The 26,973-nt window shown below is 34.5% G+C and carries 27 protein-coding genes and 1 tRNA gene; 2 read left to right on the top strand and 26 right to left on the bottom strand.

Annotation, left to right across the window (positions count from 1 at the left end; all coding sequences use genetic code 11):
- Positions 1 to 220, top strand: a 220-nt coding sequence (locus tag ACFHWD_RS10570; RefSeq protein ID WP_378061778.1) for a cupin domain-containing protein, incomplete at its 5' end; no start/stop codon positions are given.
- A gap of 966 nt (positions 221 to 1,186) precedes the next feature.
- Here the strand turns inward: ACFHWD_RS10570 and ACFHWD_RS10565 are convergent.
- The 6 genes from ACFHWD_RS10565 to ACFHWD_RS10540 form a co-directional block, all read right to left on the bottom strand.
- A complete protein-coding gene (locus ACFHWD_RS10565; protein ID WP_378061776.1) occupies positions 1,187 to 1,798 on the bottom strand; it encodes a cupin domain-containing protein in 612 nt (203 codons plus the stop codon).
- A gap of 240 nt (positions 1,799 to 2,038) precedes the next feature.
- Positions 2,039 to 2,135 (bottom strand) — tRNA-Sec (locus ACFHWD_RS10560).
- A gap of 167 nt (positions 2,136 to 2,302) precedes the next feature.
- Entirely contained in the window at positions 2,303 to 4,210 is a 1,908-nt protein-coding gene (selB, locus tag ACFHWD_RS10555) for a selenocysteine-specific translation elongation factor (RefSeq protein WP_179976949.1), read from the bottom strand.
- 45 nt (positions 4,211 to 4,255) lie between these two features.
- Positions 4,256 to 5,638 (bottom strand): L-seryl-tRNA(Sec) selenium transferase, encoded by a 1,383-nt coding sequence (gene selA, locus ACFHWD_RS10550; protein WP_378061774.1) that lies wholly within the window; start codon positions 5,636 to 5,638, stop codon positions 4,256 to 4,258.
- Between the two features lie 28 nt (positions 5,639 to 5,666).
- The gene (gene selD, locus ACFHWD_RS10545; protein ID WP_179976948.1) at positions 5,667 to 6,713 is read right to left on the bottom strand and encodes a selenide, water dikinase SelD; all 1,047 of its coding nucleotides are present in this window, start codon (positions 6,711 to 6,713) and stop codon (positions 5,667 to 5,669) included.
- 48 nt (positions 6,714 to 6,761) lie between these two features.
- Positions 6,762 to 7,379: a helix-hairpin-helix domain-containing protein gene (locus tag ACFHWD_RS10540; protein ID WP_150357088.1), complete on the bottom strand. Its 618-nt coding sequence runs from the start codon at positions 7,377 to 7,379 to the stop codon at positions 6,762 to 6,764.
- A gap of 179 nt (positions 7,380 to 7,558) precedes the next feature.
- Between ACFHWD_RS10540 and ACFHWD_RS10535 the strand changes: the two genes are divergently transcribed.
- Positions 7,559 to 8,782, top strand: a complete 1,224-nt coding sequence (locus ACFHWD_RS10535; protein WP_150357087.1) for a D-alanyl-D-alanine carboxypeptidase family protein — start codon at positions 7,559 to 7,561, stop codon at positions 8,780 to 8,782.
- A gap of 122 nt (positions 8,783 to 8,904) precedes the next feature.
- On the opposite strand, the gene ACFHWD_RS10530 is transcribed toward ACFHWD_RS10535, so the two are convergent.
- The 20 genes from ACFHWD_RS10530 to ACFHWD_RS10435 form a co-directional block, all read right to left on the bottom strand.
- Entirely contained in the window at positions 8,905 to 9,804 is a 900-nt protein-coding gene (locus ACFHWD_RS10530; protein WP_150357086.1) for an RluA family pseudouridine synthase, read from the bottom strand.
- A 103-nt stretch (positions 9,805 to 9,907) separates the two neighbouring features.
- Entirely contained in the window at positions 9,908 to 10,288 is a 381-nt protein-coding gene (locus ACFHWD_RS10525; RefSeq protein ID WP_150357085.1) for a RidA family protein, read from the bottom strand.
- Between the two features lie 125 nt (positions 10,289 to 10,413).
- The gene (gene yqeK, locus ACFHWD_RS10520) at positions 10,414 to 10,989 is read right to left on the bottom strand and encodes a bis(5'-nucleosyl)-tetraphosphatase (symmetrical) YqeK (RefSeq protein WP_150357084.1); all 576 of its coding nucleotides are present in this window, start codon (positions 10,987 to 10,989) and stop codon (positions 10,414 to 10,416) included.
- 32 nt (positions 10,990 to 11,021) lie between these two features.
- Positions 11,022 to 11,633 carry a nicotinate-nucleotide adenylyltransferase gene (gene nadD / locus ACFHWD_RS10515; RefSeq protein WP_378061770.1) on the bottom strand — a complete coding sequence of 204 codons (612 nt, stop codon included), beginning with the start codon at positions 11,631 to 11,633 and terminating at the stop codon, positions 11,022 to 11,024.
- Between the two features lie 25 nt (positions 11,634 to 11,658).
- Positions 11,659 to 12,933: a GTPase ObgE gene (gene obgE, locus ACFHWD_RS10510; protein WP_150357082.1), complete on the bottom strand. Its 1,275-nt coding sequence runs from the start codon at positions 12,931 to 12,933 to the stop codon at positions 11,659 to 11,661.
- Between the two features lie 83 nt (positions 12,934 to 13,016).
- On the bottom strand, positions 13,017 to 13,319 hold the full coding sequence (gene rpmA, locus ACFHWD_RS10505; protein ID WP_150357081.1) for a 50S ribosomal protein L27: 303 nt from the start codon (positions 13,317 to 13,319) through the stop codon (positions 13,017 to 13,019).
- Between the two features lie 4 nt (positions 13,320 to 13,323).
- Positions 13,324 to 13,650, bottom strand: coding sequence for a ribosomal-processing cysteine protease Prp (locus tag ACFHWD_RS10500; protein ID WP_150357080.1), 327 nt, complete (start codon positions 13,648 to 13,650; stop codon positions 13,324 to 13,326).
- Between the two features lie 3 nt (positions 13,651 to 13,653).
- Complete coding sequence (gene rplU, locus ACFHWD_RS10495; RefSeq protein WP_150357079.1) at positions 13,654 to 13,968, bottom strand: 50S ribosomal protein L21; 315 nt, start codon at positions 13,966 to 13,968, stop codon at positions 13,654 to 13,656.
- Positions 13,969 to 14,111: 143 nt separating this feature from the next.
- The gene (locus ACFHWD_RS10490) at positions 14,112 to 15,551 is read right to left on the bottom strand and encodes a ribonuclease E/G (protein WP_150357078.1); all 1,440 of its coding nucleotides are present in this window, start codon (positions 15,549 to 15,551) and stop codon (positions 14,112 to 14,114) included.
- A 31-nt stretch (positions 15,552 to 15,582) separates the two neighbouring features.
- The gene (locus ACFHWD_RS10485) at positions 15,583 to 16,296 is read right to left on the bottom strand and encodes a TIGR03936 family radical SAM-associated protein (RefSeq protein ID WP_179976947.1); all 714 of its coding nucleotides are present in this window, start codon (positions 16,294 to 16,296) and stop codon (positions 15,583 to 15,585) included.
- Positions 16,265 to 18,118 (bottom strand): TIGR03960 family B12-binding radical SAM protein, encoded by a 1,854-nt coding sequence (locus ACFHWD_RS10480; RefSeq protein ID WP_179976946.1) that lies wholly within the window; start codon positions 18,116 to 18,118, stop codon positions 16,265 to 16,267. The genes ACFHWD_RS10485 and ACFHWD_RS10480 overlap by 32 nt, the downstream gene beginning before the upstream one ends.
- Positions 18,119 to 18,260: 142 nt before the next feature.
- On the bottom strand, positions 18,261 to 19,118 hold the full coding sequence (locus tag ACFHWD_RS10475; protein ID WP_150357075.1) for a M50 family metallopeptidase: 858 nt from the start codon (positions 19,116 to 19,118) through the stop codon (positions 18,261 to 18,263).
- Positions 19,119 to 19,136: 18 nt separating this feature from the next.
- Positions 19,137 to 19,580 carry an endopeptidase gene (locus ACFHWD_RS10470; RefSeq protein WP_229981037.1) on the bottom strand — a complete coding sequence of 148 codons (444 nt, stop codon included), beginning with the start codon at positions 19,578 to 19,580 and terminating at the stop codon, positions 19,137 to 19,139.
- Positions 19,581 to 19,658: 78 nt separating this feature from the next.
- On the bottom strand, positions 19,659 to 20,024 hold the full coding sequence (gene mgsA / locus ACFHWD_RS10465; protein ID WP_150357074.1) for a methylglyoxal synthase: 366 nt from the start codon (positions 20,022 to 20,024) through the stop codon (positions 19,659 to 19,661).
- 15 nt (positions 20,025 to 20,039) lie between these two features.
- A complete protein-coding gene (gene rodA / locus ACFHWD_RS10460) occupies positions 20,040 to 21,161 on the bottom strand; it encodes a rod shape-determining protein RodA (protein ID WP_179976945.1) in 1,122 nt (373 codons plus the stop codon).
- A gap of 76 nt (positions 21,162 to 21,237) precedes the next feature.
- A complete protein-coding gene (gene minE / locus ACFHWD_RS10455) occupies positions 21,238 to 21,504 on the bottom strand; it encodes a cell division topological specificity factor MinE (protein WP_150357072.1) in 267 nt (88 codons plus the stop codon).
- 12 nt (positions 21,505 to 21,516) lie between these two features.
- Positions 21,517 to 22,314 carry a septum site-determining protein MinD gene (gene minD / locus ACFHWD_RS10450; RefSeq protein ID WP_150357071.1) on the bottom strand — a complete coding sequence of 266 codons (798 nt, stop codon included), beginning with the start codon at positions 22,312 to 22,314 and terminating at the stop codon, positions 21,517 to 21,519.
- 191 nt (positions 22,315 to 22,505) lie between these two features.
- On the bottom strand, positions 22,506 to 23,258 hold the full coding sequence (locus ACFHWD_RS10445; protein ID WP_378061764.1) for an AEC family transporter: 753 nt from the start codon (positions 23,256 to 23,258) through the stop codon (positions 22,506 to 22,508).
- A gap of 260 nt (positions 23,259 to 23,518) precedes the next feature.
- Complete coding sequence (gene minC, locus ACFHWD_RS10440) at positions 23,519 to 24,151, bottom strand: septum site-determining protein MinC (protein ID WP_150358740.1); 633 nt, start codon at positions 24,149 to 24,151, stop codon at positions 23,519 to 23,521.
- A 158-nt stretch (positions 24,152 to 24,309) separates the two neighbouring features.
- Positions 24,310 to 26,964 carry a penicillin-binding transpeptidase domain-containing protein gene (locus ACFHWD_RS10435; protein WP_378061784.1) on the bottom strand — a complete coding sequence of 885 codons (2,655 nt, stop codon included), beginning with the start codon at positions 26,962 to 26,964 and terminating at the stop codon, positions 24,310 to 24,312.
- Positions 26,965 to 26,973 lie beyond the last annotated feature (9 nt).

The following is a 26,973-nucleotide window of genomic DNA, read 5'->3' as shown; positions in this document are numbered from 1 at the left end:
AGATGAAATGTTTTATGTTCTAAAAGGATCATTGATTATTAAGTTCAAGGATAAAGATGTTACTTTAAATGAAGGAGAATTTCTCATTATTCCCAGAGGGAATGAACATATGCCTATTGCTAAAGAAGAAGTTCATGTAATGCTAATTGAAGCAAAAACTACATTAAATACTGGAGACGTAAAAAATGAAAGAACAGTTGAAAAACTTGATAGAATTTAATGCAATCAATGAATTCACAAGCAAGAGATAACATTCATAAAGTAAAGAAATCATTCAAAAGCACTCAGCAATGTCTCCAGATGAGGTTGAAAATTCTAATATTAAAAAGCAAATAAACACTCAATTGACTCAAATTGCTAATTGTCCTGGAGAATGTAAAAAAATAGCTTCCGGATTAATTCAACACAAAAGTGACTAAATATAATAACCAGCTCTATAAAAAACTTGAATCACGCAAAATAGGCACCCTAAATAACAGGTGCCTATTTTACATCATATCTTCTTAAAGGAGTCCATTTTATAAAGAGTCTATTGGTGGTTGCATTTAAGTTTAACGTGCCCTGCAACCGCAGGCACTTATTATTATTCTTAAAGGGGACAATATCTAAAAACTATTTATTTTGGGAATTAAACTTTATGAAAAACCTTTTTCGCTAGCATCTATTTCCTTAGGACACTTATAAGTATATATGGTATTTGTGACAACTTAGTGTCGTATTAATTAACTATTCGTAAATATTGTGAATTTTTAAAGACATCCGGCTAAAAGCCGAAGCAACTTCTTTATTCAACACAATTTCTCGATCTGATTTTTCAGGCTCTGTTCACTAATATTTAATTGTTTTATTTTTACCTCCTCCTATACACCTTCCTAAAATTGCCAGAATAATAATTTGATTTTTGCACATCATATTCACATAAGGATATCAATGTACTCAAGATTTTAGAATGTTAGGGTTTATGTGAAATTTGAAAGAAGTTTGTATGAATTAAAATACTTTTTCTTGGTGCATTGATTCCTTTTATTGCTTACTTTACACCGGGAATGATGAATTCTCGGTGCTTAAACTTTTATTGCATTAAATCTCATTCCAGGGATCCCCCCTTCCCGGGTTTTTTAAAATATAAAAACGCCGTAAAATTCATTTGAATAATACGGTGTTAAACATAATTATTCCTTTTTAATCACTGATGACTCTTTTCAGCAGCTTCTGCATCCGCTTTAGTTACATGAACTGTATTTTTAGGATGCTGAGGAGGTGCATAAATAGAGTACACTTTAAGCGGCCTATTACCTGTATTAATTACATTGTGCCATGTGCCAGCCGGAACCATTATTGCAAAGTCATCTTCCACTCTTCTTTGAAAATTCAAGTTATCCCTTCTATTTCCCATTCTAACAAGTCCCTGACCCTCTTCAACACGTATAAACTGATCAACATTCGGATGCACTTCCAAGCCGATATCATCACCAACATTGATGCTCATCAGCGTAACTTGAAGATGGTTTCCTGTCCATAACGCAGTACGAAAGTTATTATTCTGCTTAGTTGCCTCATTTATATTTACTACGAAGGGCTGCGGTCCATAATCCCTCAATTGAGCTGAATTATTTTCCCTTTTCATCTTTGGAGAATTAAATTTTGAATCATACTTGACCCCATTATCACAGGAACTAGCTGTATCTTTAAACCCTCTCCAATAATTCAAATTATCTTTTGATATATTGTCCAAATAAGGACATGAATAGTAGTTATAACAGTAATAGCATGGATACTTTCTGTGAGTATTATACATATTGTTCCTTTCCTAAACAGTGCTACAAGATTATAATATGTTGTGATTTTTGAAAACGTGATTACATATCATCCTTGCCAGCTTCAACTTTTTGGGTTTCCTTATACTCAATATTCTCCAGCTGTGATTGAAGTCCATATAGCTTATTCTTTTTCCTGAACAACTTATTATAGAAAATCCCACAAAAGAAAAAAGCTTCAAAAGAATTTCTTTAATCCTTCTGAAGCTTGTAATATCAAATGGCGGGAATATGTGGGAATCGAACCCACCCGTCGTGGTCTTAGCACGGCAACACGGTTTTGAAGACCGGCAGGCACACCAGCACCTATCTACTCCCATTGAAAGCACAAGTATTATTATAGGTGAAATGCTGTTATAATGTCAACAAATTAATGAAATAGTAATCTATAAAATAATTTTATACATTTCATAAATATTTTATATAAGTGCTTTCATCTTTACTATAACCTCAATGTATTAATTACATACAGCATTTTCCGGATATTAGTAAAGAATTCTCTCGTCATCCACTCTTTTCGTAAGTTTTATGCCATCAAAATGTTCCATAAGTATTGTGGCATATTTTCTGCTAGTATTTAATTCATCCCTCAGTTGGGCAAGGGACATACTTCCCCGGGTCTTTATAAAATTTATTACGACATTTTTAGCCAATTCATAGTCTTTAGATAAAAACCAACAATTTTCTCCAACTTTTACTATGTCCCCATCCTCCACCAGGGATTCAAATACCATCTCGAAATTTCTCTTGTCACCGCAGCCAGCTTCCAATTCCAGATATTTAGGCGGAATAAATCCACTTTTATTGAATTGAAATAGTATATTTTCTCTAATTTTATTCTGTGCCGGAGTATATTCCACCTTGAAATTCTCTAGGGATATGAAATTTCCATAAAGTTTTATTTCATTTCTACCCTTCAGCAATTCTATTATATAGTCATATATTTTCTGCTTTATTTTATTTCCAAATACCCTGTTTTTAATCTCTTCTTTAGACATACCCCTTTTTAAAGGATTTTTACTGTGAAAATCCTTTAAAATGCCCTGCAGCATTTCAACCTTTTTATCTAAAAAGTCCCTGTGAATATATACTGGTTTATCGCCTTTGTTCAGCACTGCTATGGACTCATTTTCCATAAGTTTTTTCAGTTCCTCCTGAATATTATCATCCTTTTTCCCAATAGCCTTCAATATTTCCTCTTTTCCGGGATAAGTGCTGCTTAAATTTTTAATTGTATTTTCAAGTATGCTTTCAGTTTTCCCACTTTCCTTTAATTTCAATTCTTCTACATAATCCATATTGAATCTCTTGGCTTTTCTGGCCACTGGCTCTATTATAGTACCTCCACCTATGGTATACATTGGGGAGTAGCTTCTTATTACAAATCTGTCATTTCTCTGGGATGTAAGCTGTTTTTCCAGTCTGAGCTGGACATAAGCTTCCTCACCTGGATTTACTTTCTCACGGTCAAGTATTACCACTCTGCATATAATTTCACTGGTACCATGATACAATCGCACCCTCTGTCTATTTTCCAAAGGTCTTGAAGCACTTTTAAGATAGTATAATTTACAATCCACCATAAGGGAAGGTTCCATAAAATTTTCTACAGACACCACATCTCCCCTGTCTATATCAGAGGTTTTAACATTTGCTACGTTTATTGCACACCTTTCACCTGCTTCTGCTTCTCTCACCTGCTGTCCATGGACTTGTATTCCCCTTACCTTGGATTTTATTTTTAAGGGATATATTTGTACGTTTTCCCCTTCTTTAATTTTTCCACTAATTATAGTTCCCGTTACAACAGTTCCAAATCCGCTCACTGAAAATACCCTGTCTACAGGAAGCCTGAAATGACCGACAGTATCTCTGGCAGGTACAACATCTGTAAGCCTATCTATATCCTCTATTAGAGAATCCAATCCCTCTTTTGTTTTCGAGGAAACTTTATGAATGGGAACGTCCTCCAGAAAAGTTCCTTTAAATTCATTTTTTACATCTTCCACTACCATTTCCAGCCAGTCCTTGTCAACTAAATCAATTTTAGTAATTACTATAATGCCCTTATTTACATTTAACAGCTGAAGTATTTCAAAATGCTCTCTAGTTTGGGGCATTACTCCTTCATCTGCTGCAATGACCATAAGCACTAGATCTATTCCACTTACTCCTGCCAGCATATTTTTTATAAACTTTTCATGGCCCGGTACATCTATAATTCCAGCTCTCTTCCCGGAGGGCAAGTCAAAAAAAGTAAATCCAAGGTTTATGGATATCCCTCTTTCTTTTTCTTCTTTCAAGGTATCGGTTTCTCTCCCCGTGAGAGCCCTTATGAGTGTAGTTTTACCATGATCTATGTGACCTGCTGTTCCTATTATAATGTGCTTCATACAAATTCCCTCCAAACTTAAACCGATAAACACAATACAAGAGTTTTACAAATCTGCGAATTCATTTACCAAAGTATCAAAATCTTTGTCTAATATAGTTCTTAAATCCATTACAACTTCGTCATTAGCTATACGTACAATTACGGGAATATCAGCCCTTCTCAATTTCCTATCTACTTCCTCGGGAGACATTCTATTACTTCTGGTCCTGATTACATAAGTTGGTATCTTTTCTTCAGGCATGGAACCACCGCCTACCATTGAATAGTCACTATCCACAGTGAATTTGAAATCAGGCACTCTCTGCTCCAACTTTTCTTTTAAGATCTGCGCCCTGCTTTTCTGATTCTCACTGCTGCTGAGCATCATGTACAGAGTGGGAATATTTCTTACAGCTTCTTTTTCATCTACATAATAATTAAGAGTAGCTTCAAGAGCGGCAAGAGTCATCTTATCCACTCTTAAAGCTCTTAAAAGCTGATTTTTTTTCATCTTGTCTATATACTTCTTTTTCCCCACAATTATACCCGCCTGAGGTCCTCCCAGCATTTTATCGCCGCTGAAGGTAACTACATCTATACCGCTCTTTATACTTTCCTGCACTGTAGGTTCATGGCTAAAACCATATTTGGAAAAGTCTATAAGAGTGCCGCTGCCTATATCTTCAATAACTGGAATTCCCTTTTCTGCTGCAAGCTCAGACAGATCCTCTGAAGATACTTCTGCCGAAAATCCAATTACTTTAAAATTAGAGGTATGCACCTTCATAAATACGCCTGTATTCTCATTTATGGCATTTTCATAATCTTGAATATGTGTCCTGTTGGTAGTTCCCACTTCCACAATAATGGAGCCACTAAATTTCATAACTTCCGGTATTCTAAAAGAACCTCCAATTTCCACAAGCTGTCCTCTAGATACTACAGCTTCCTTTCCATTACACATGGTATTTAGAACCAGCAGTACTGCAGCAGCATTATTATTGACGACCAATGAGCTCTCTGCACCTGTAACCCTTTTAATTATTTCTTCCACGTGTTTATACCTTGAACCTCTGGTGCCGCTTTCCAGATTATATTCTAAATTGCTGTAACTGCTAGATACATTAATTACATTTTTTAAAGCATTTTCACATAAAAGAGACCTGCCTAAATTAGTATGTATAATAACCCCCGTAGCATTTATCAGTCCCTTAAAATTCGATTCCTTTTTTTTATCAACTATTCTTTTAAATTTTTCAAGTATTTCTTCTTCTGAGAAATCCTCTATCTTTTCCTGTAAAATGAGATTCCTGTAAAAATCTATGGACTCCCTGAGTGAATTCATCACAAGTATTCTCATAGTATCAGCCAACTCAACTTTTACAACTTCATGATCCAGAAGTTCATCAATTTTAGGAAGCTTTCTCAACAGCTTATTTTTCTCCAAATTACAACCTCCTTATACAACTCCAATTTTACTCTACAATTATATATTTCTTGCCTTGCAAAGGTACAATTTCACCTATTATGGAAGGCTTTATCTCCAGCCCACATGTTTCATTCATGATTTTATAAGCTTCACTTTCAGAACACGTAAAGAGGAGGCCTCCTGAAGTTTGCGGATCAAATAGTATATCTTCCATCCATCCTGGAATATTTTTTATACTGTATTTGCCTTCTATATATTTCCTGTTTTTATATGCACCTGCAGGAACAATTCCCATCTCCGCATATCCTTTAGCTTCACTTATATACGGAATTTTATTCCCATAAAGTTTCAAGGTTACATCAGACGCAGATGCCATTTCATAGCCATGGCCCATAAGTCCAAAACCAGTTATATCCGTGCAGGCGGTTATATTATATTTTGTTATTATCTCTCCTGCATATTTATTCAACGTGGACATTATTTTAACTGCCTTATCATAAGCATTATCGGATACAATTCCACCTTTTATGGCGGTATTTATTATGCCCGTACCAACGGGTTTGGTCAATATTACCTTATCTCCTACTTTACACCCATAATTTCTGAGTATTTTATCGGGATGCACCAGCCCCATAACTGACAGTCCAAATTTAGGTTCATTGTCATCTACCGTATGACCCCCTATTACAACAGCTCCAGCTTCAATAACCTTATCTGCCCCTCCCTTTAATATTTCCCCCAGTACATCCACTGAAAGACAGGAAGGGAAACAGACTATGTTAAGCGCCACTTTAGGCTTACCGCCCATGGCATATATATCACTGAGAGAATTTGCTGCAGCAATTTGTCCAAAAGTATAGGGATCATCCACCACTGGAGTAAAAAAATCAAGAGTTTGAATTACTGCTGTTTCCTGATTTAATTTATATACTGCGGCATCATCTGAAGTCTCTATTCCAACTATTAAATCTTTATCTTCCATTTTAGGTAGTTTACCTAATATACTCGAAAGAGTCCCCGGCTCTATTTTTGCAGCTCATCCTGAAGTCCTCGTAAGCTCAGTCAATCTTTTAGCCACACTCGCCACCTCCATTCTCCACTACAATTATATAATATCTTACAATATTTTTGAATAAACAATCTATCTTACATCTATTTTATCTCTCATTTTATCAAGAGTTTTGTCACCTATTCTATCTATTTTCTTCAAATCTTCCACAGAAGCAAAATCTCCATTCTGTTCTCTGTAATCCATTATTTTTTGTGCAGTTATGTCCCCTACACCGGGTATGGTTTTAAGTTCCTCTTTAGATGCCCTGTTTATATTTATTTTACCATCACTGCCTATTTGACTTTCAGATAGTGCTGAAGAATTAGGGCCTCCAGAGGTATTGCCTATTTTACTATCTACATATATATAATCCTCGTCTTTTAATTTTTTAGCCAAATTTAACCTACAGCTGTCAGCTTTATCTGTAAAACCACCTGCTGCCTTTACCAGGCTTTCCACTCTACTATTGTCTTTCAGCTTATACACTCCTGGATTCTTAACCTGTCCATTTATATAAACAGTTATCTCTTTGGAATAATTGTCATCCCCAGTTTCATTGGAATCCTTAGAAGTAGCTCCCTCTTCAAATATATCCCTGCTGTTCTCATCGATTTTTACTGGTCTAGAATTGATGTATCCCACTATGAGGAATACAAAAAATACAGCCAAAATCACAACGGAGCCTATTATCTTTTTCTTATTTTTCATCTTATTATATCTCCTCCTCCAATATCAAACTTAAAACTCATTGTACTCTTAAAGCAGCTGTAATTTGCATTAAAATATATTTAAGTTTATAATTTAGATTATTGACAGTTTCAAAAAATTTTTGTCACTTATATTATTTTTTTGTATACTGTCTAAAGACAATTTCAAAGGAGGAAAAAATGAAAAAAACAATTACATTTATATTACTGTTTTTGCTTATCTGTTCAGGCAGCTCATATAATGTTTATGCTAAAGAAACACCTCCTTCTGTTTCTGCTGACAGCGCAGTTGTATTAGATGCAGCAACCGGTGAAATTCTGTATGCTAAAAATCCCGATTCTGCTTATCCACCGGCATCTACCACCAAAATAATGACTGCTCTATTGACATTGGAAAATACAAACTTAGATGACAAAGTAGTAATCGGTAACAACCCACCGGCTGTAGAGGGAACCAGATTGGGCCTTTTTCCGGGTGAAGAGTTGACCGTCAGGGATCTACTATATGGATTGTTATTGGCCTCTGATAACGATTGTGCTGAAGCACTAGCAGAACACATCAGCGGCTCACTGCACAAATTTGCAGCAAAAATGAACACCAGGGCAAAAGAGTTAGGAGCAAAAAACACCAATTTCATAAATCCCACTGGATTGTTCAATGAAAAACACAAAACTTCTGCAAGAGATCTATCTCTTATAATGAGGGAGTTACATAAAAATCCTGAATACTCAAAAATTGCCACCTCTATATCCTATACCATTCCACCTACTAATAAGTCCAGCAAGCCAAGAACTGTGTGGAACGAAAATAAGCTTGTGCAAAAACAATCTATGTATTACTACAGTGGGTGCCAGGGCGGTAAAACAGGTTACACAATTCAATCACTCCACTCATATACTGCGGTAGCTACAAGAAATGGCGAAACACTAATCGTAGCTTTAGTTCACGATAAAAATAAAACTTTTTTTCCAGATTCAATATCTTTATTTAATTTTGGATTCAACAACTTTCAATTGGTAAAACTGTATTCAAAGGGAGATTTAGTTACAACCTATAACAAAAATAAACTTTCTGTCCCTCTAATTGCAGATTCTAATTTTTATTATGTAAAGGAAAAAGGTGATAAAGCCCTTCCCCATTTAAGTATTAAAAATGAAAATCTGTCCTTTAAACTTTTTAAGGTAGGGGATGTAGTAAGTAGTGCTGATATCTACTTTAAAGGAAAAAATATAGGAAAGTTAAACCTTTCAAGCGGCATCAGCCATGATGAAAAACAGATATTGAATTCAGATATTATTGAAAACATAATAATAAGGAATAAATATGCAATTCCAGTTGTAATAGCACTGTTAGTCGTAATAGCTATCTTTACTGTAAAAAAAATATATACTCTAAGTAAATGATTTTTTATATCAGATTATTTGTGAATTCAAATGGAATTTACTTATGAAAAATATGCAGAAAATAAAGCATTATATTATATACGATAAGTTGAAGTTTAAATGTTTAAAAATAGCTAAAAGCTTCAACTTATTTTTTCTATCAAATTCATGATATCCCGGGGTATATCAGATTCCAGTTCCATTATCCTGTTCCCCCTTGGATGCGGGAATTTGAGCCTATAGGCGTGAAGTGCCTGTCTTTTTATATACTGACTATCATCTTCTGTACCGTACAGTGTATCTCCATACAGTGGATGGCCTAAATAACTCAGATGAACTCTGATTTGATGGGTTCTGCCAGTTTCTAAAGTAATCCTCAGCAATTGATCATTTTTAAAATTATCTATTACCTTGTAACGGGTTATACTTCTCTGCCCTCTTTCATCTACCACTCTCTTTATGCCAGTTTTTTCATCCCTGTATATAGGTAAATCTATAATTCCTTCATCATCTTCCATTTTTCCATGGATAACAGCTATATAGCTTTTTTCAAAATCTTTGCACTTCATATCTCTTGCCAGACACATATGCGCAAATTGATTTTTTCCAACTATTATAAGGCCTGAAGTACCCATATCCAACCTGCTCACCAATCTAACTATACAATTTTCACCTTTCTCTCTAAAATAGTAAACAATCCCATTAGCCAGAGTACCATTGGGATAGTTCCTGGTAGGATGAACTACTATACCGGGTGGTTTGTTCACAACTATTATGTCCTTATCCTCATATACCACCTGTATATCCATTTTTTCGGGTGATATATTTTGGGATTCTTCTTTTATAAGATTCAGTGATATGTTTTCTCCTACCTTCACTATATGATTTAACTTTACTCTTCTATTATCTATTTCCAGTCTTCCACCCAAAGCCGCCCCCTTTATAAGCCTGCTGGAAAGCTTTTGCACCTTTTTTAAATATGCTCTTAATTTCAATCCCTCTTCTCCCGTTTTTACTTTAAATACTATTTTATTTTCGTCCACTATAATATTCCTTTCTACATTGATGCTGCCTTGATACAAAATGAAATTTAATATTCAAAGAGTGAACTTTTAAAAGTTCACTCTCTCTTCAAATATGTTCTATTTAATCTACCAATGCTATTACTTCGACTTCAACTAATGCATCCTTTGGAAGTTTCACTTCCACACAAGATCTTGCTGGCATATCTTTCTGAAAATATTTTGCATAAACCTCATTTACAGCTGCAAAGTCTGACATGTTCTTTACATATACAGTAGTCTTCACAACCTTGTCAAAGGATGTTCCCGCTTCTTTAAGTAGAGCTTTTATATTTTCAAGTGATCTTTCAGTAGCTTTTTTTACATCCCCTGAAACCAACTCTCCTGTTGCAGGATCCAATGGAATTTGTCCCGATGTAAATAAAAAGTTCCCAACCTTAACAGCCTGTGAATATGGACCCACAGCTCCAGGTGCCTTTTTTGTACTTATTATGTTCTTCTTCATAATAAAACCTCCTAAAATCTAATTAATAAAATATATCAAAAATAATGTTCTTCAATACAACAACACTATTATATCAAATTTTTGTCCTCTGTGTTAAATATTTTTATAAAATTACATTTACGAATTTATTTATGCAAAGTTCTGTAAATTAAATAATTTCTTCCTTCAATTGTGTCTATATGTAGCAGCTGATTCCTTGCTATAACAACTTCTATAGTATTGTTAAAGGCATCCAGCATGGCAGCATTTAAATCCACAAGAGCTTTTTCCCTAAGTTTATCCACTCCTGGAAAATCTCTTAGAGGCTCTATATAATCCGAAATATATATTATCTTTTCCAAAAGATTCATATTCTTCTTACCTGTAGTATGATATTTTATGGCATTTAACACTTCTTCATCATAAATCCCCATAATATTTTTTGCTATTATGGCAGCAATACTGCCGTGTAGAAGCTGAGGATTAGCTCTTGTTATTTCATCTATACATATATTATTTTGATCTGCTATATTCAATATCTCTTCATTTGACATGTATTTGGCACAATCATGAACAAGCCCTGCCATTCTTGCCTTTTCAACATCGGCATTATAGATTTTTGCCATCTTTACAGCTGTATCTCTTACACTCAGACTGTGATCAAATCTGCTTTTTTTAAGTTTTTCTCTTAAATACTCTATAATCTGTTCCTCATTCCACATCACTTATCACTCCAAAATTAAAATTATAAACATTACTTATAAAGTCCAAATTTTTCAATAATATCAGAAACATTTTCCGGCAAAAGATAATCCACTCTTCTTCCCTCTCTTATGCTGTTTCTTATATTAGTAGACGAGATATCCAAAAGAGGTGCATCCAGATATATGACTTCAGTAGAATATCTGTCTTCAATCTTTTTCTTTTGTTTTCTTATACTCTCAATAGTAAAGGCTGGAAAGTTCGGTCTATTAAATACAATAAATTGGCACAGCTTAAATATGTCTTCTACTTTATTCCAATTTTGAATATCCATCAAACAGTCCATACCGGTAAGAAAATACCATTGAGTATGTTTTTCCAGGTTATTAAAATATTCTAATGTATTATAGGTATAGCTTAAATTTGGCCTATTTATTTCATAATCACTTACAGTAAATTTACTTTCTGATTTAATGGCATCTTTTACCATATTGTACCTTAATAAAGCATCCGTTATATCTTTTTTTAATTTATGAGGTGGATTACCCGTTGGCATAAATACTATCCTATCCAGCTTGAGCCTGTAAAGTGCCTCATAGGCTATGTGTATATGTCCAATGTGTATTGGATCAAAGGTTCCTCCAAAAATAGCTTTTTTAATCATATGTCTCTCCCCATTTGTTTATAAATTACATGACATAATCAAATTCAAAATCATTGAGTCTTACTACATCTCCGTCTTTAATTCCTTTATTCTCTAACTCCTCAATAACTCCTTTATTTTTCAATACCTTGTAGAAATATCTCAATTCATCAGGATCATTTACGTTTACACTATCAAGCAGCCTGTCAACAAAACTTCCCTCAACTATATAGACATTTCCCTCTTTCCGTACGTTATAAGTAAATTTCTTTTCCTCCGGTACAAATCTATCCTCTTCATTTATTTCTATATCTACAACAGGTATAGAAACAAGCATCTTTGCTGTTTCCTGCATAAGCTCTTTTATCCCACTCATTGTAGCACAGGATATCTTAAAAACTTTAGTATATCCAAGTTTTTTAAGTTCATTTTTAAAATTCTCAAAGGACTTATCATCATATAACATATCCGCTTTATTTGCAGCAATTATCTGAGGTCTATCCCAAAGTTTTACATCATATTTTTTCAACTCATCATTTATTTTAACAAAATCATCAACGGGATTTCTTCCTTCTATCCCAGATATATCAACTACATGTATGAGAACCCTGGTTCTTTCAATATGTCTCAAAAATTCTGTTCCAAGTCCTACACCTTCTGCTGCCCCTTCAATTATACCTGGTATATCGGCCATTACAAAACTTTTAATTCCCGGTACATCAACCACCCCAAGATTAGGTGATAACGTTGTAAAATGATAATTGGCAATCTTAGGTGTTGCTTTAGTAACTACTGACAAAAGAGTGGATTTACCTACATTTGGAAAGCCTACAAGACCTACATCAGCTAATATTTTCAATTCAAGACCTATATATCTTTCCTCACCCGGCATTCCCGGCTCAGCAAAATTTGGTGCCTGTCTTATGGAAGTAGTAAATCTTACATTTCCTCTGCCGCCTTTTCCGCCTCTTGCCACTAAACACCTGTCACCGGCATGAGATAAATCAGCCATTATTTTGTTGCTACTCACATCTTTTACAACCGTGCCCAGAGGAACTTTTATATAAAGATCTTCTCCGTTTTTTCCAGAGCACTTTGAACCAGAACCATTTCCACCTTTTTCAGCCGCATATTTTTTTCTATATGCAAAATCCAGCAGTGTAGTCATATTAGTATCCACTATAAGTACAACATTTCCACCTTTTCCACCGTCACCACCATCTGGACCTCCAAGGGGAACATATTTTTCTCTTCTAAAAGATACGGCTCCGTCTCCACCATCGCCAGATCTTACAAATATTTTAGCTGTATCCACAAACATTTCAATTCACTTCCCTTCTGTACTTATATTTATACCTGCGAGTTTTAAAAAAGCATCCTTTGCCAGGATGCCTTAATAAAACACTATTCAGCTACCAATTCCTCTACCTCTACAGGGTATACACTTGCTTTCTTTTTAGTCTTTCCCATTCTCTCATATCTAACTACACCATCAATTTTCGAAAACAGTGTATCATCAGATCCTCTGCCCACATTATTTCCCGGATGAATCTTAGTTCCTCTCTGCCTCACCAATATATTGCCGGCCAAAACGAACTGTCCATCTGCAGATTTAACTCCAAGTCTTTTGGATTCACTGTCCCTACCGTTTCTTGAGCTGCCCACTCCTTTTTTATGGGCAAACAGCTGAAGGTTCATAATCAACATACAACTACACCTCCTTAACTTTTACACTTATATATTTACTAAACTTAATTTCTATACTTTTTAAAGCAAGCAACATAGTTTCCACGAGTACCTGACATTTTATGAGGTCCTCTTTTTTCATACCCTCCAGTGAAAAACTTAGAAATCCTTCCTCCATGGAATAATCAAGCTCTAATTTCAATACTTCCGTTATTCCAATTACAGTACCTTGTGATATGGCAGAAACAGCACTGCAAACCAGATCATATCCTTGTTTTGGCCACCCTGCATGACCCTGAAGTGAAACTGAAACTAAATTGCCAGATTTTTTTTCAAATACTGCCTTAATCATAATTTATGCATCGATCTTTTCAATCTGTAATTTTGTATAAGGCTGTCTATGCCCCTGCTTTCTTCTGTAATCTTTCTTGGCCTTATACTTGAATACTATTATCTTCTTGGATTTTCCCTGTGCCAAAATTTTAGCGCTCACTTTGGCTCCCTCAACTACAGGTTTCCCAATAACCACTCCTGCATCATCCTTATTTACAATAAGCACTTTGTCAAGTTCAACAGTTGAATCCACTTCACCATCTAATTTTTCAACGTAAACAACGTCTCCTTCTGAAACTTTATACTGTTTTCCTCCAGTTGCTACAACTGCATACATTTAAAACACCTCCTCAATCCAGTCTCGCCTAAAAGGTATATGTAAAATATTCACCTACATAGTTTATAAAACCTTTTTTGAGCGGTCTACAGGTGTCATTTTAACACATATATATTTTTTTGTAAAGTTTTTTAGATTGGTTTTTAATTCACCTTAAACATTCTAAATTTATTCAGCTGACTGTCAAATACAAGTGGTTCCAATCTATAATAGGATGCTTTATCATCATAAGTAATATATACTCCCATTCTCTCGGCACCTATATTTTTCACAAACCCACTGATATCTTTTTCTACAGAATCTCTATAATATGAACCAATTTGAATATGAATATTTTTTACACCTTTCCCCTCATTCAAATTCAAAATTTCATCTCTAATGAGTAAAGTGATATAGGACAATTTTAGCTTTTTGCCAGTCCCACTGCAGCATACACAATTTTCCTCTATATAATCATATATTGGCTTTCCTTTTCTTTTTCTAGCTATTTGCACCAAATTCAATTCCGTGAAACCATATATTACAGTTTTATTCTTATCATCTAGAAATCCACTCTCCAGCTTATTCAACACTTTTTTTCTATTATACTCTTCATCCATATCTATAAAATCTATTAAAATTATACCATTTAAATTTCTAAGTATTACCTGCCTAGCAATTTCCTCCGCAGCCTGCAAATTTGTAACTAACACGGTTTTGGCCATAGCACTGCCCTTTACATTTTTGCCAGAATTGACATCTATTACGAACATAGCTTCTGTTCTATTTATGATTATGTAGCCGCCGCAATTTAATTCTACCCTGCTGTTTATCAATTTGAGTATTTCTTTTTCCAGATTATAAGCTGAAAATAAATTCATTTTACCGTCATACAAAATCATCTCTGCATCCACATTACTTACATATTTTAAAAATTCTTCTGTATAAGAGTAGTCCTCTTCCTCATTTAAGTATATTTTAAGTCTGCTGTCATCTAACTTATCTCTTAGGGTTTCCCCAAGTATTCCACCACTTTCAAATATCAGTCCTGGCTTCAAGAAATACATACCTTTCTTTTTTACATCACCATAACATTTGTACAAATTATTTATCTCATCGTTTATAACATCTAATTTCACATTTTGGGCATCGGTTCTTATCATGAGACCTATATTTTCAGGCAGTTTAACATTTTTTTCTATTCTCTTTTTAAAATCCGCATCATTTATTTTTTTGGAAAATCGTATACTATTTCCATAATTATATAGAACACAATATTTGCCCGGTATACCTATGTCTTTTACAACCTTAGCTCCCTTTTTCCCATAGCTTTCTTTGACAACCTGAACCATAATTTTCTGTCCTTTTTTCAAATTGAGATTCTTAAACTTACTATCCATGTACATATAAGCATTTTTACCACATCCTATATCTATAAAAGCACACTTTATAGCAGAAATTATGTTCTTCACTACACCGTTATATATATTTCCGGGGTAGGCACCGCCATTTTGCTCCTCCATAAGACATTCTTTCAAAATTCCCTCTTCTCTTATAATAATTCTCAGGAGCTCTACACTCCTTTCAATAAATATTTCCCTCAACCATAATCCTCCCTTTTAAAATTATTCTCTATCATATATGTTTTACATATTCATAAAGAGGAATAAGGTCCTCCTTTATTTTTCCATACATTTCTTTTCTAATTATGCTGACAAAATGCTCCATATTTGCATTTTCTGTATTATGCTGTATGAAATGAACTAAAAGCTGTGGAGATAAATTTTCCATACTTCCACAGGAAATCAAGACATGAAGAAGCAATCTATTGCCCTGGACAGTATACTCCATACTTTTTACAAATTTTCTAATATCAACCCTGCCTTCTCCTCTTTTGGTCCTCTTTAAATCATACCAGTGATCCATGTCCATTAAATCATCCATATTTTTTTCCAATCTGTCAGTATTGTTATATCCCATATTTATCAGATACTCAGCTGCACTTATTTGTGCCATGGATTTGAACACCTTTTTATTTTCAGCCCTTTTTACTTTATTGACCTCCAGTATTTCCACTCCTCTAGGTGCACTGTCATTTAACTTTTTCATAATCTCGTCTACTGAAATCTCCCTTTCCAGATACAAATCCATATATTCTCCAGTAGAATAAATTCCCACTGAAAGAGGCTGTGCTATGGACATATTTATATGGGGATTAAATCCCTTTGAATATTCTGCAGGTATTCCGGATCTTCTTATCATTCTCTGCAGGGCCCTCATTAAATCCAGGTGGCCTATAAATTTTATATCTTCACCTTTACTGAATTTTATTAAATACTGCTCCCTCAAAACATTTCCCTCCCAAATTAACGCTGACACCGCAGTTTTTACATCCAAGTCTACAATCTGGAGTTACACGTGCATTTTTGGCTTTTTCATTTTCCTCTATTAAAAAACTTTTATCAACTCCTGTATCTATAAAATCCCAGGGAAGTATTTCCTCATAACTTCTATCTCTATAAGCATAGAAATCCCCATCTACACCACATTCTTCGAAGGCCTTCTCCCATATATGAAAATTAAAATACTCCGACCAGCTGTCAAATTTAGCTCCCTTTTCATAGGCTTTTATCAATACATTACACACTCTTCTATCTCCCCTGGCAAACACAGCTTCTAAATAGCTGAGAGGGGTTTCATGCCAATTATACACTATGTGCTTACTCCTTATAGATGTCCTTATCGTTTTTATTTCCTCCTTTACATCCTTCATGGATATTTGGTGTACCCATTGAAAGGGTGTAAATGGCTTAGGTACAAATATAGATGTACTCACATTTACTTTAAGTCCCTTTTTCCTCATCCCTCTTGGAATCCTATAATATTCTTCTACCACCTTTTCGGATAAATATGCTATTCCCTTTATATCCTCCATGGTTTCATAAGGAAGCCCTATCATAAAATACAACTTTATAGTAGACCAGCCAGATTTAAAGGCGCTGCTCACACACTCCATCAAATTTTTTTCCGTAACTCCTTTATTTATTATATCTCTCATTCTCTGACTTCCTGCTTCAGGTGCAAAAGTAAGTCCGGTTTTTCTGACTTTTTGTATTTCATTTATAAGTTCCACAGAAAAAGAATCTATTCTGAGGGAAGGCAGTGAAACTCCAATCCTATTTTCTGAATATTTCTCAATAAAATTATAGATGAGATTTTTCAAATCTGAATAATCACATATACTCAAGGATGTAAGCGAAACTTCTGAATAGCCTGTGCTCTTTATAAGTTTATCCACCTGTTCCAATAATTTAGGAGCACTTTTTTCTCTTACAGGTCTGTATATCATGCCAGCCTGACAAAATCTACATCCTCTTGTACATCCTCTAAAGGTTTCCAGAACTATCCTGTCATGTACTATGTCAGTAAATGGTACTACAAGTTTGTCTGGATAATCTGCTTCATTGAGGTTCTCCACTATCCTCTTAGTTACTTTAGCAGGTACATCTTTATAAACGGGTTCAAAGCCCTTTATAGTACCATCCTCATTATAACTTACATTATAAAGTGATGGGACATAAACTCCGCCTATATGACATACTTCCCTTAAAAACTTCAATTTACTGCCCTTATATTTTTTATAGAAATCCATAATTTCATTTATCTGTTCTTCCGATTCACCTATGGCAAATAAATCCGCTATATCCCAAAGAGGTTCTGGATTATATGCACAAGGTCCACCGCATATAACTATTGGGTCATTTTCACCTCTTTCAGAGGCCCTGATAGACAATCCTGCAAGATCAAGCATATTTAAAACATTTGTATAACTCATTTCATATTGAAGGGTAAATCCTATAAAATCAAAACTTGATATTGAATCTTTACTTTCCAGACCGTATAAAGGTATATTATTTTTTCTCATAAGTTCTTCCATATCAGGCCAGGGTGCAAAAACCCTCTCACAATAAGTGTCATTTCTTTCATTTAATATGTAATAGAGTATCTTCATCCCAAGGTGGGACATTCCTACTTCATAGACATCGGGAAAGCAAAACGCAAATCGGATATCCACCTCATTTTTGTCCTTTATATAGGAATTTATTTCCCCGCCAGTATAACGGGCAGGTTTTTCCACTTTAAACAATATGTCGTCAGAAATTCTATTCATGAATAATCCTCCTCTTAGATATCATCCCTATATTTTAGCATAAGCATACACAATTTAAAACCCAGGAAATAAAAACAAAGTCCAAAGTTCAAACTCTAATATCTAAATTAAGTTCGAACTCTGAACTTTGAATATGTCTGTCTTAGGAATCATCCGTTTCACTTATTTTGATAAATTCCTCTATAGTCATGTTTCCATATGACTTCAAAGCTTCTATTATTTCCTCTTCATAGATTACATCCACTACATTCATCTCTTCATCCAACACCATAAATATATTGTATTTGCTTTTATCAAACAGACCCATTGCAGTAAGCAGGTCCTGCTTATGGTATATGGATATATTCCTGTTTTCAATGTAACCCCTCTTTATAAATTTATATTTTTTCTTTACAATGTCTCCCATTATTATATATGACACCCTCTCACTTTCTTTTAAAGATGACATTACTATAAGTACCCCTATTATTCCAATATTAAAATTACTATTCCCGTTGAGAAATAATAATATATAAAAAAACATAAGTACTATTCCTATAAATACACTTGAAACCATCATTATCTTATTTGCCTTTTTATAGGTTATTTTTAAATTCAATATACTTCTAAGTATTCTTCCTCCATCCAGAGGAAAAGCCGGGATCAAATTAAATAAGCCTATGACTAGATTTATAGAAAAAAGCATATACCACAGGCTTGAGTTAAAAATTTGATATATATAATAAAAAAATATACTTAAGATCAGATTGGCAATTGGTCCGGAAGCTGAAATTATCAAGTCCTCTTTCGGAAATGCCTCATCTATATCCTTAAGCCTTACAACCGCTCCCACAGCTATAAATTCTATGTCAAATCCCGAGAATTTATAATATCTAGCTGTAAAATAGTGAACCATCTCATGGAAAAAAACTACTATAAATGTATAAATAAGCTGTCCTTTATAACCTATGATAATTAAAAACACTACATAGGGAATAAAATATTTACTCATCCTAATCACAGAAATACCTCTTAAAACTTAATCTTTTTCATCTATTCTAAGTTGTTCAACTACATCTTTAACTCTATCTCCAATATAATTCACATTTATATTTTTCAGCTGAGCTTTCAATTTACTATAATCATAATTTTCATTGACAATCTTTTTAGAATAATTGTATACATTTTTACTTTGAGAATTCGAAAGCAGTTTACAGGTTGTAATAAATACAAATAAAATTAATACCCCAGCTAAATCCCTTATAATTCTTTTAGTTAAATAATTTGTTCTCTTAGTACGGGAATTACCTCTATCATACAGTCTGCTGCGATAAGGCGAATAATTCAATTTCCCTTTCAGGGAATTATAATACTTTTCATATTCTGAATCATAATGCCCCATCTTAAAACCCCCTTTTGAAATACACATATTTAATATATATTTAAATATAGTCTCAATTATGACTACATCCACTTTACTCATCTATTAACTTCCCTATAATTTCAACAAAATAAAAGGATTTAACACCAAAACCAAAGAGTTTCAGTATTAAATCCAACTTTACCTTTTTAAAGCTTTTACAAATACCTCTGCTGATCCCAAGTTAGTGGCCAGTGGTACACAGTGGACATCACAGATCCTAAGCAGTGCCGAAATATCCGGTTCATGCGGTTGAGCAGTAAGCGGATCCCTTAGAAATATAACTATATCCATTTCTCCCTGGGCCACTCTCGAACCTATCTGCTGATCCCCGCCCATAGGACCTGAAAGGAATCTATGTACCTTTAAACCAGTCATTTCACTTATCAATTTTCCAGTAGTTCCTGTAGCAAAAATTTCGTGATCTTTAAATACATCTTTATATCTTTTTACAAAATCCACAATATCATCTTTTTTCTTGTCATGCGCTATAAAAGCAATTTTCATAATATACTTATCTCCCTAAAAATTAATTTTCTTTCTTCTCATACCTATATTTAAGATCAAAGACAATTCTATAAAAGCTGATAGAATGGAACTACCTCCATAACTCATAAAGGGAAGAGTAATACCGGTTATAGGCAGCAAGCCAACTGTCATACCTATGTTTTGAAAAATTGAGAACAGAATGGTAGATATTATTCCTATACACACCATAGTTCCAAAAATATCCTTGGATTCTTTAGCTATTTTTATAGCCCTGTACACTATAATTATGTAAAATATTATCAGCGCCAGACATCCTATAAGGCCCCATTCTTCCCCTACTACAGCAAATATAAAATCAGTATGGGATTCCGGAACATACCCCCCTGAAATCTGAGTACCTTTCAAAAAACCCTTTCCCAAAATCCCCCCTGAGCCAATTCCTATCTTTGACTGTGTAACCTGAAGCGAAAAAGATTGCTGATATTTCTCAGGATTAAATAAAGATACTATTCTCATCTTTTGATAATACTCTATAAGCGATGACTTCCAGGCAATTGTTCCCAGAGTAAAGAGTCCCAAAAATCCTCCCAATATAACTTTAAAATTCAATCCCGCTATAAAATATATCCCAAGAACGGCAAAAAAACACACCATAGTCATTCCCATGTCAGGCTGGCTTATAATCAAAACCACGGGAATAAGGGCATATATTGTAAGTTTAGTAATATTTTTAAAATTATTAATTTTTCCTTCCATGTCATCCAGCTGTTTTGCCAGCATCAATATAATTCCAACTTTAGCAAACTCAGAAGGCTGCATGGAAATGCTCCCAATCCTAATCCATGAAGATGCTCCATTTACAGTGTATTTAAAAAACGGGATACAATTAAGTACAAGCAGAAATACACCAAACCAGTAGATTAAAGGAGCAAGATCTTTTATAACAGAATAATCTATTAAAAGCAACAAATAAACTAAAATAAGTCCTACGGCTATCCAGATAAGCTGTGTCTTCAAATAATATGAACCATAGCTTACATGAGATGCGCTGTAGATATTCAAGCTGCCAAATAAACATATAATTATAACAGTAGTAATTATAGGAAAATCAAGTTCTTTTAAAAGTCTTCTGCTTATGGTAAATTTTTCAAGCATTTTATATATCCCTCCAGTATAACTATAATGATTATACCACAGGGAAATAAAAAAACTATGTATAAATTATCAATAGTTATCTGTTATTTTTAACCTTTTTTATAGGTATACTAGCCACTAAAGCAGCTGAATTCCCCTTTATTTCCTCTGGGGTTGTCATCTTCACATCTATTTCCGAGCAATCTATTTCCATATATTTTGAGAGCACTTTTAATATATCCTCTTTTATGCTTTTAAGTACTTCTTCAGACATATAACACCTGTCATGTATCAATATTAATCTCAGTCTTTCCTTGGCTACATTCTTAGAAGACGATCTGGAGAATATTTTAAATAAGTCCATTGTCTTACCTCCCTATTTAATACCAAATAATTTTTTTATAGATGAAAAAAGACTTTCTTGTCCAACACTCAAATCCATCATAGGTACTTTTTCTCCTGTAATTCTTCTGGATATATTTCTAAAAGCTTGTCCTGATATAGCTTTATCATTTAGTACTATCGGCTCTCCTCTGTTGGTTGAAACTGTTATATTTCTATCATCTGGTACTACTCCTATGAGTTTTATAGCCAAACTATCTAATATATCATCTACATCCAGCATATCCCCACTTTTTGTCATCTTATAATTCAGTCTGTTTATTATAAGCTGATGATCTTCCAATCCTTTAGAATCAAGTTTCCCTATGACCCTATCAGAATCTCTGACAGAAGTCACTTCAGGATTCACTACGATAAGTGCCCTATCTGCGCCTATTATGGCATTTTCAAAACCATGTTCAATTCCAGCTGGACAATCTATTATCACATAGTCATATTCTTTTTTCAATTCATAGATCAAGTTCATCATCTGCTGAGGACTCACATCCTCCTTATCCCTGGTCTGTGCTGTAGGCAGAAGATAAAGGTTTGTCAATCTCTTATCTCTTATAAGAGCCTGTTTTAATTTACATTTATTTTCAACTACATCCAATAGAGTAAATACAATTCTATTTTCAAGACCCATGAGCACATCTAAATTCCTGAGTCCCGTATCTCCATCTACTACTACAACACTTTTCCCCAAAGCAGCTAGTCCAGTACCTATATTAGCCGTAGTAGTAGTTTTACCTACCCCGCCCTTACCTGATGTTACTACAATTGCTTCTCCCATTACACTGCCTCCTTTAAATCACTCAATCAACTGAATATCGATTTATATAAACAAATAATCCTTTGTAAATAACCAAGCAATAAAACTCTTTATAAAACATTATACTAAATGTAGTAAAAATAATCTATAATATTTATCGAACTTTCGCTTTCCAAAATAAGTACCTATTTGTTATAAATCACACAATTTACTTAATTTAATATTAACATGTATGTGGGGATAACTAGCAAGCTCGCAATAGTTGTTATAACCGTATTCACTGTAGCATACTTGTAATCTGCATTATAGCTTCTTGAGACTATGGCCGTATTTGTCATAACGGGCATAGCAGCCTGAATCACAAATACATTTTTCATAAGCATGGGGACAGTTGAGCCGTTACATAATAAAAGCATTACCACCGGACAAACAAAAAACCTTCCAACAATTATCGCCAGCACATCTTTCCCTAGTTTTAACTCTTTAAAATTGACAAAATAAATAGTTATACCTATAAATATCATGGCTAAAGGAGTAGTTAAATTTCCAAAATATTTACACGTATCCATGAGGAATTTGGGAAGACGAATGTTCAGCAACACCAATACAGCTGCCAATATGAAACTTATCAGTGGTGCCGACATGATCCTCTTCAGTGTATTAACTGAAAATATCTTAGCAGTACCATCTTGTCCATCTCTGCTTATTTCATAGGCACCGATTGTCCAAAAAAATGCAGTATTAGCTATATAATACAGTAAAACATCAGGTATACTCTTTGTCCCAAACAAGGCCATGTTCACCGGCAGGCCAATGAATATGGAATTGGATACAAAGAACATAGATCTAAAGGTGCCAATTCTGCCTTTTTTAACTTTGATGACTTTAGAAATTATCACTGCAATTACATAACAAATTGCCATAGAGGCAAATGGGATATACAATCCTCCTGCCATGGCAATCAATTTATCTTTATTAAAATTTTCCTCTTACAGAAGGAAAATCATCTGACGATAATAACGTATTAGGTAATTTTTTAACTGCCGTTGCAGCTAATATACTTACTATTGCAGCACAACAACAGAATCTTGAATCCTTAAAGGAAAAACAAGACCAAATTAAAAATCTTAAAAATCAAATCAAAGACTTAAAATGATGATTATAATACACGGATAGCAGCCTATCTGTGTATTTTTATTGACTGTATTCATCAGTTTTATTAATTTTAGACATATTTATTGGGAAGATACGGTTCCACTACAATCGTATTTCCCCTTATTCTGGCTACTTCAGGATATTCAGGCTTAATATTATCCTCGGGAGATCTTGTAACTATATTTGAAATCTGAAGCATTTCCGGTTGAAGGCAAATCGATGCAACTATGGCTTTAGAGTTGCCCCCAAATCCAGCATGAACATATCCTCTCAGTGATCCGAAGACTATTACGTTTCCACCTGCATATATTTCTGAGCCAGCATTCACATCCCCAATTACCACTATATTTCCCGAATAATTTATAACTTGTCCACTTCTTACAGTTTTTCTTAGAAACTTAGTCCTTCCCTCATAAATTCCTGAAAATATTTTATTGGGTTTTTCATTGCTGTCTTCAAATATACAATCTTTCACCAAGAATTTTTCAAATAATACATCTTTCAATTTAGCAAACTGTCTTTGATTTATGTACTCCAATTCCGTAGTTATTTTAATAGTACATCCTTTGTAAAACATACTTCCAACAGAAAGTCTTTTAACTAAAGATTCCAGCATCTCTTCAAAATCCTTAAATTTATTCATATTTATTATTATATTTATTCCATCTCGGTTGCCTTTAACCATTATATTATTATCTATCATACCAGCCTCCATAAGTCACCTCTAAAATAGTAATTCAACACTTTTTGTATAATTCCTTCTTAAATTCCGTCTTTATTTTTTAAATACCACCTGGTATCAAGCTATTATGACATAAAATTTGCGAATAGATCAGTCTATTCGCAAATTACTTTTATTCACTATTTTGTTCCAGTAGTAGTGGAGCCGCTTATAGTACCATTTGAAGTAAAATATGCAGAATAGATATCTCTAGCTACAGAGGCTGCTCCCACTCCTCCCTGACCACCGTCAAACAAGACCACACATACAGCTATCTGAGGTTTGTCGATTGGGGCAAATCCAACGTACTCAGCATAGTCGGTCCTTCCCACCTGCTCTTGATTAGCAAAGCTGGCAGTACCTGTTTTACCTGCAGTACTTATAGGAAATCCGCTGAATACGGCTGCTGCCGTACCTTTTTCATTAACAGCACTCATCCCCGCTTTAACAGTCTCCAAATTAGCAGAACTAACTCCAGTTTTTTCTATAATCTCTGGATTAACTTTTTCAATAACTTTTCCATCCGCATCCAAATACTGATCCACAAGATGCAGTTTATACCTGGTTCCGCCGTTGGCAATAGTAGCAACATAATTTGCCATTTGGAGAGGTGTGAACTGATTCAGTCCTTGACCTATGGCTGCATTTTCTATGTTGGCAGGAACCTTCAGCTGGGCATTGGCATCCGAAATAGTTATACTGTATATCACATTTATTAAATTGTCCATTTGGCTGCTGCTGATATCTTTTTTATTGTTGGGATCTTCTAGTGCAAGCTGCGAAAACAATTCCTTATATTTTGACCTGTCAAAAGATTTTTTCCCACTTTTTATAGAATCCTTTATGAGTGTTTTAATGCTGTTTTTAATTGAAGTAGTCTGTTTTGAATCACCGCTGTTGTCATATAAATCTACAGTAACAACCTTGTGGCCGTAGTCATCCTGCCCGTTTTTAAGTATGGACATGGTTTTCCAGAGATAGGTATTGGCATAGGTGTTTTTATTTGAAACAGTATTATATACTTGTCCAAACTTTTCCGGTATCTCTATTCCCGTAGTTGGTTTAACACTGCTGTTTGGATCTACACCAAGTCCAAATTTCCATGCATATTTGGCCAGAATATCGTCTCCAAAGGCATTCCTGAGTTTTTCCGCCACCGTCATAAAGTAGGGGTTACTGGATTTCTGTATGGCAGTTATGAGATTTACAACTCCATTGGGACCATCCAATTCAAAATTTACCTTTTTACTTCCCTGATAGAAATAGCCCTCGTCATCTACGGTAAAATCAGGAGTTATAACACCGGTTTCAAGTCCTGCAATAGCCGTCATAGGCTTGAAAGTGGATCCTGGAGGTATAAGAGACTGTGTGGCATAATTGTAAAATGGCTTTGGATATATATCATAGACATCTTTTCTTATAGTGGTGTTGTTTTTTATACTTTTGTCTACCGGGAAAAGGGTGTTCAGCACTTCATCCTCACTTTCCCCTGGATAATTACCTGTAATACCCCGTGATTCAATATAATTTTTACCAAATTGTTCTAGATCAGGGTTGAAGTACTGGCTGTACATTTCCGAAGTCAATCTTCCTGGAACAGCAAAATCATTTGGATTATACCGCGGCACCTGTGCCATTGCCACTATAGCTCCTGTATTCGCATTAACTACCACTGCAGTGCCCCTCGTAGCATTTGAAGTGTTGGAACGCCTCATCTGATATGGATTAGCTCTAAGACTTGCCAGTGTATTTTCAAGAGAAGCCTCTGCTGCCTTTTGAACATCCTTATTTACTGTAAGCTGTACCGTCTGACCCGGATAGGGCTCCCTTTTTCCAAGTTCTTCAGTTATCCTTCCATTTTTATTGAGTTTTACTATTCTTCCACCTTTTGAACCTTTCAGTCTATCTTCAAGAGCTCCTTCAATTCCTGCCTGACCTACATAATCACTGCTCACGTCATATCCTTTTTCCGTATACTTTTCATAGTCAGAAGATATCTTCGATATATATCCTATAAAGTTGGATCCCAAATTGCCGTTGGGATAAGACCTTATAGGCTGGGTAGTTACATCTATTCCCGGAAGTTCATTTAACATCTGTAAAAACTTAAAAGCGGTTTCCTTTTTTATATTGCTGGCCACTGTCACAGGCTTATATCCGGAAAAGCTCTGCATTTTCAAAGTATCCTTTACAATCATAAACCTTCTCTGCTGCTCAAGTGAATAGGCACTGCTGATGTTGTACTGTTTTACAAGTTTTTTAAAAGTATCTTCCGGAGATATCTTCAGAAGTTCTTTGTTGACTAAAACTTTTAGCTCATCATCAGAAATATTTTTATTTCTGCTTTTAATACTTTTCTCGATATCCTCATTCAATCCCCTGTCCCTTTTAAATTTAATTTCAAGATTTTTCCTGGTTTCCTCATCGTCACTTCTGAATTCAAATTTAAAGGGATTTATCTTGAGCTCAAAATCATCCTGCTGACTTTCACCGCTGTCATCCAATATTTTAAACACCCTGCTCATAGTAGTGAAAAAAACTTCATCATTGTCATCTGTCTGGTTATACACCAGCATATATCCCTGAGTACTGGTAGCCAAAATTCTGCCTTTACTGTCCAAAATCTTTCCTCTTGGAGCTATATCTGGAATTTCTCTTATGGATTTATTATTAGATTGTTCTTTATACTCCTGTCCCTTTACTACCTGAAGAAAGAAAAGCCTTCCCGCTATAGTAGTAAAGACAACTGACATAATTATAATGAGCGCAGTGTATCTTGTCATACTAGAGTGCATTTTTTCCCT

The sequence above is a fragment of the Clostridium sp. MT-14 genome (assembly GCF_042436595.1).
GTDB lineage: Bacteria > Bacillota > Clostridia > Clostridiales > Clostridiaceae > Clostridium_B > Clostridium_B aromativorans.
Note: the sequence above shows the minus strand (reverse complement) of the source record. Positions and strands in the feature narration are given on the sequence as shown.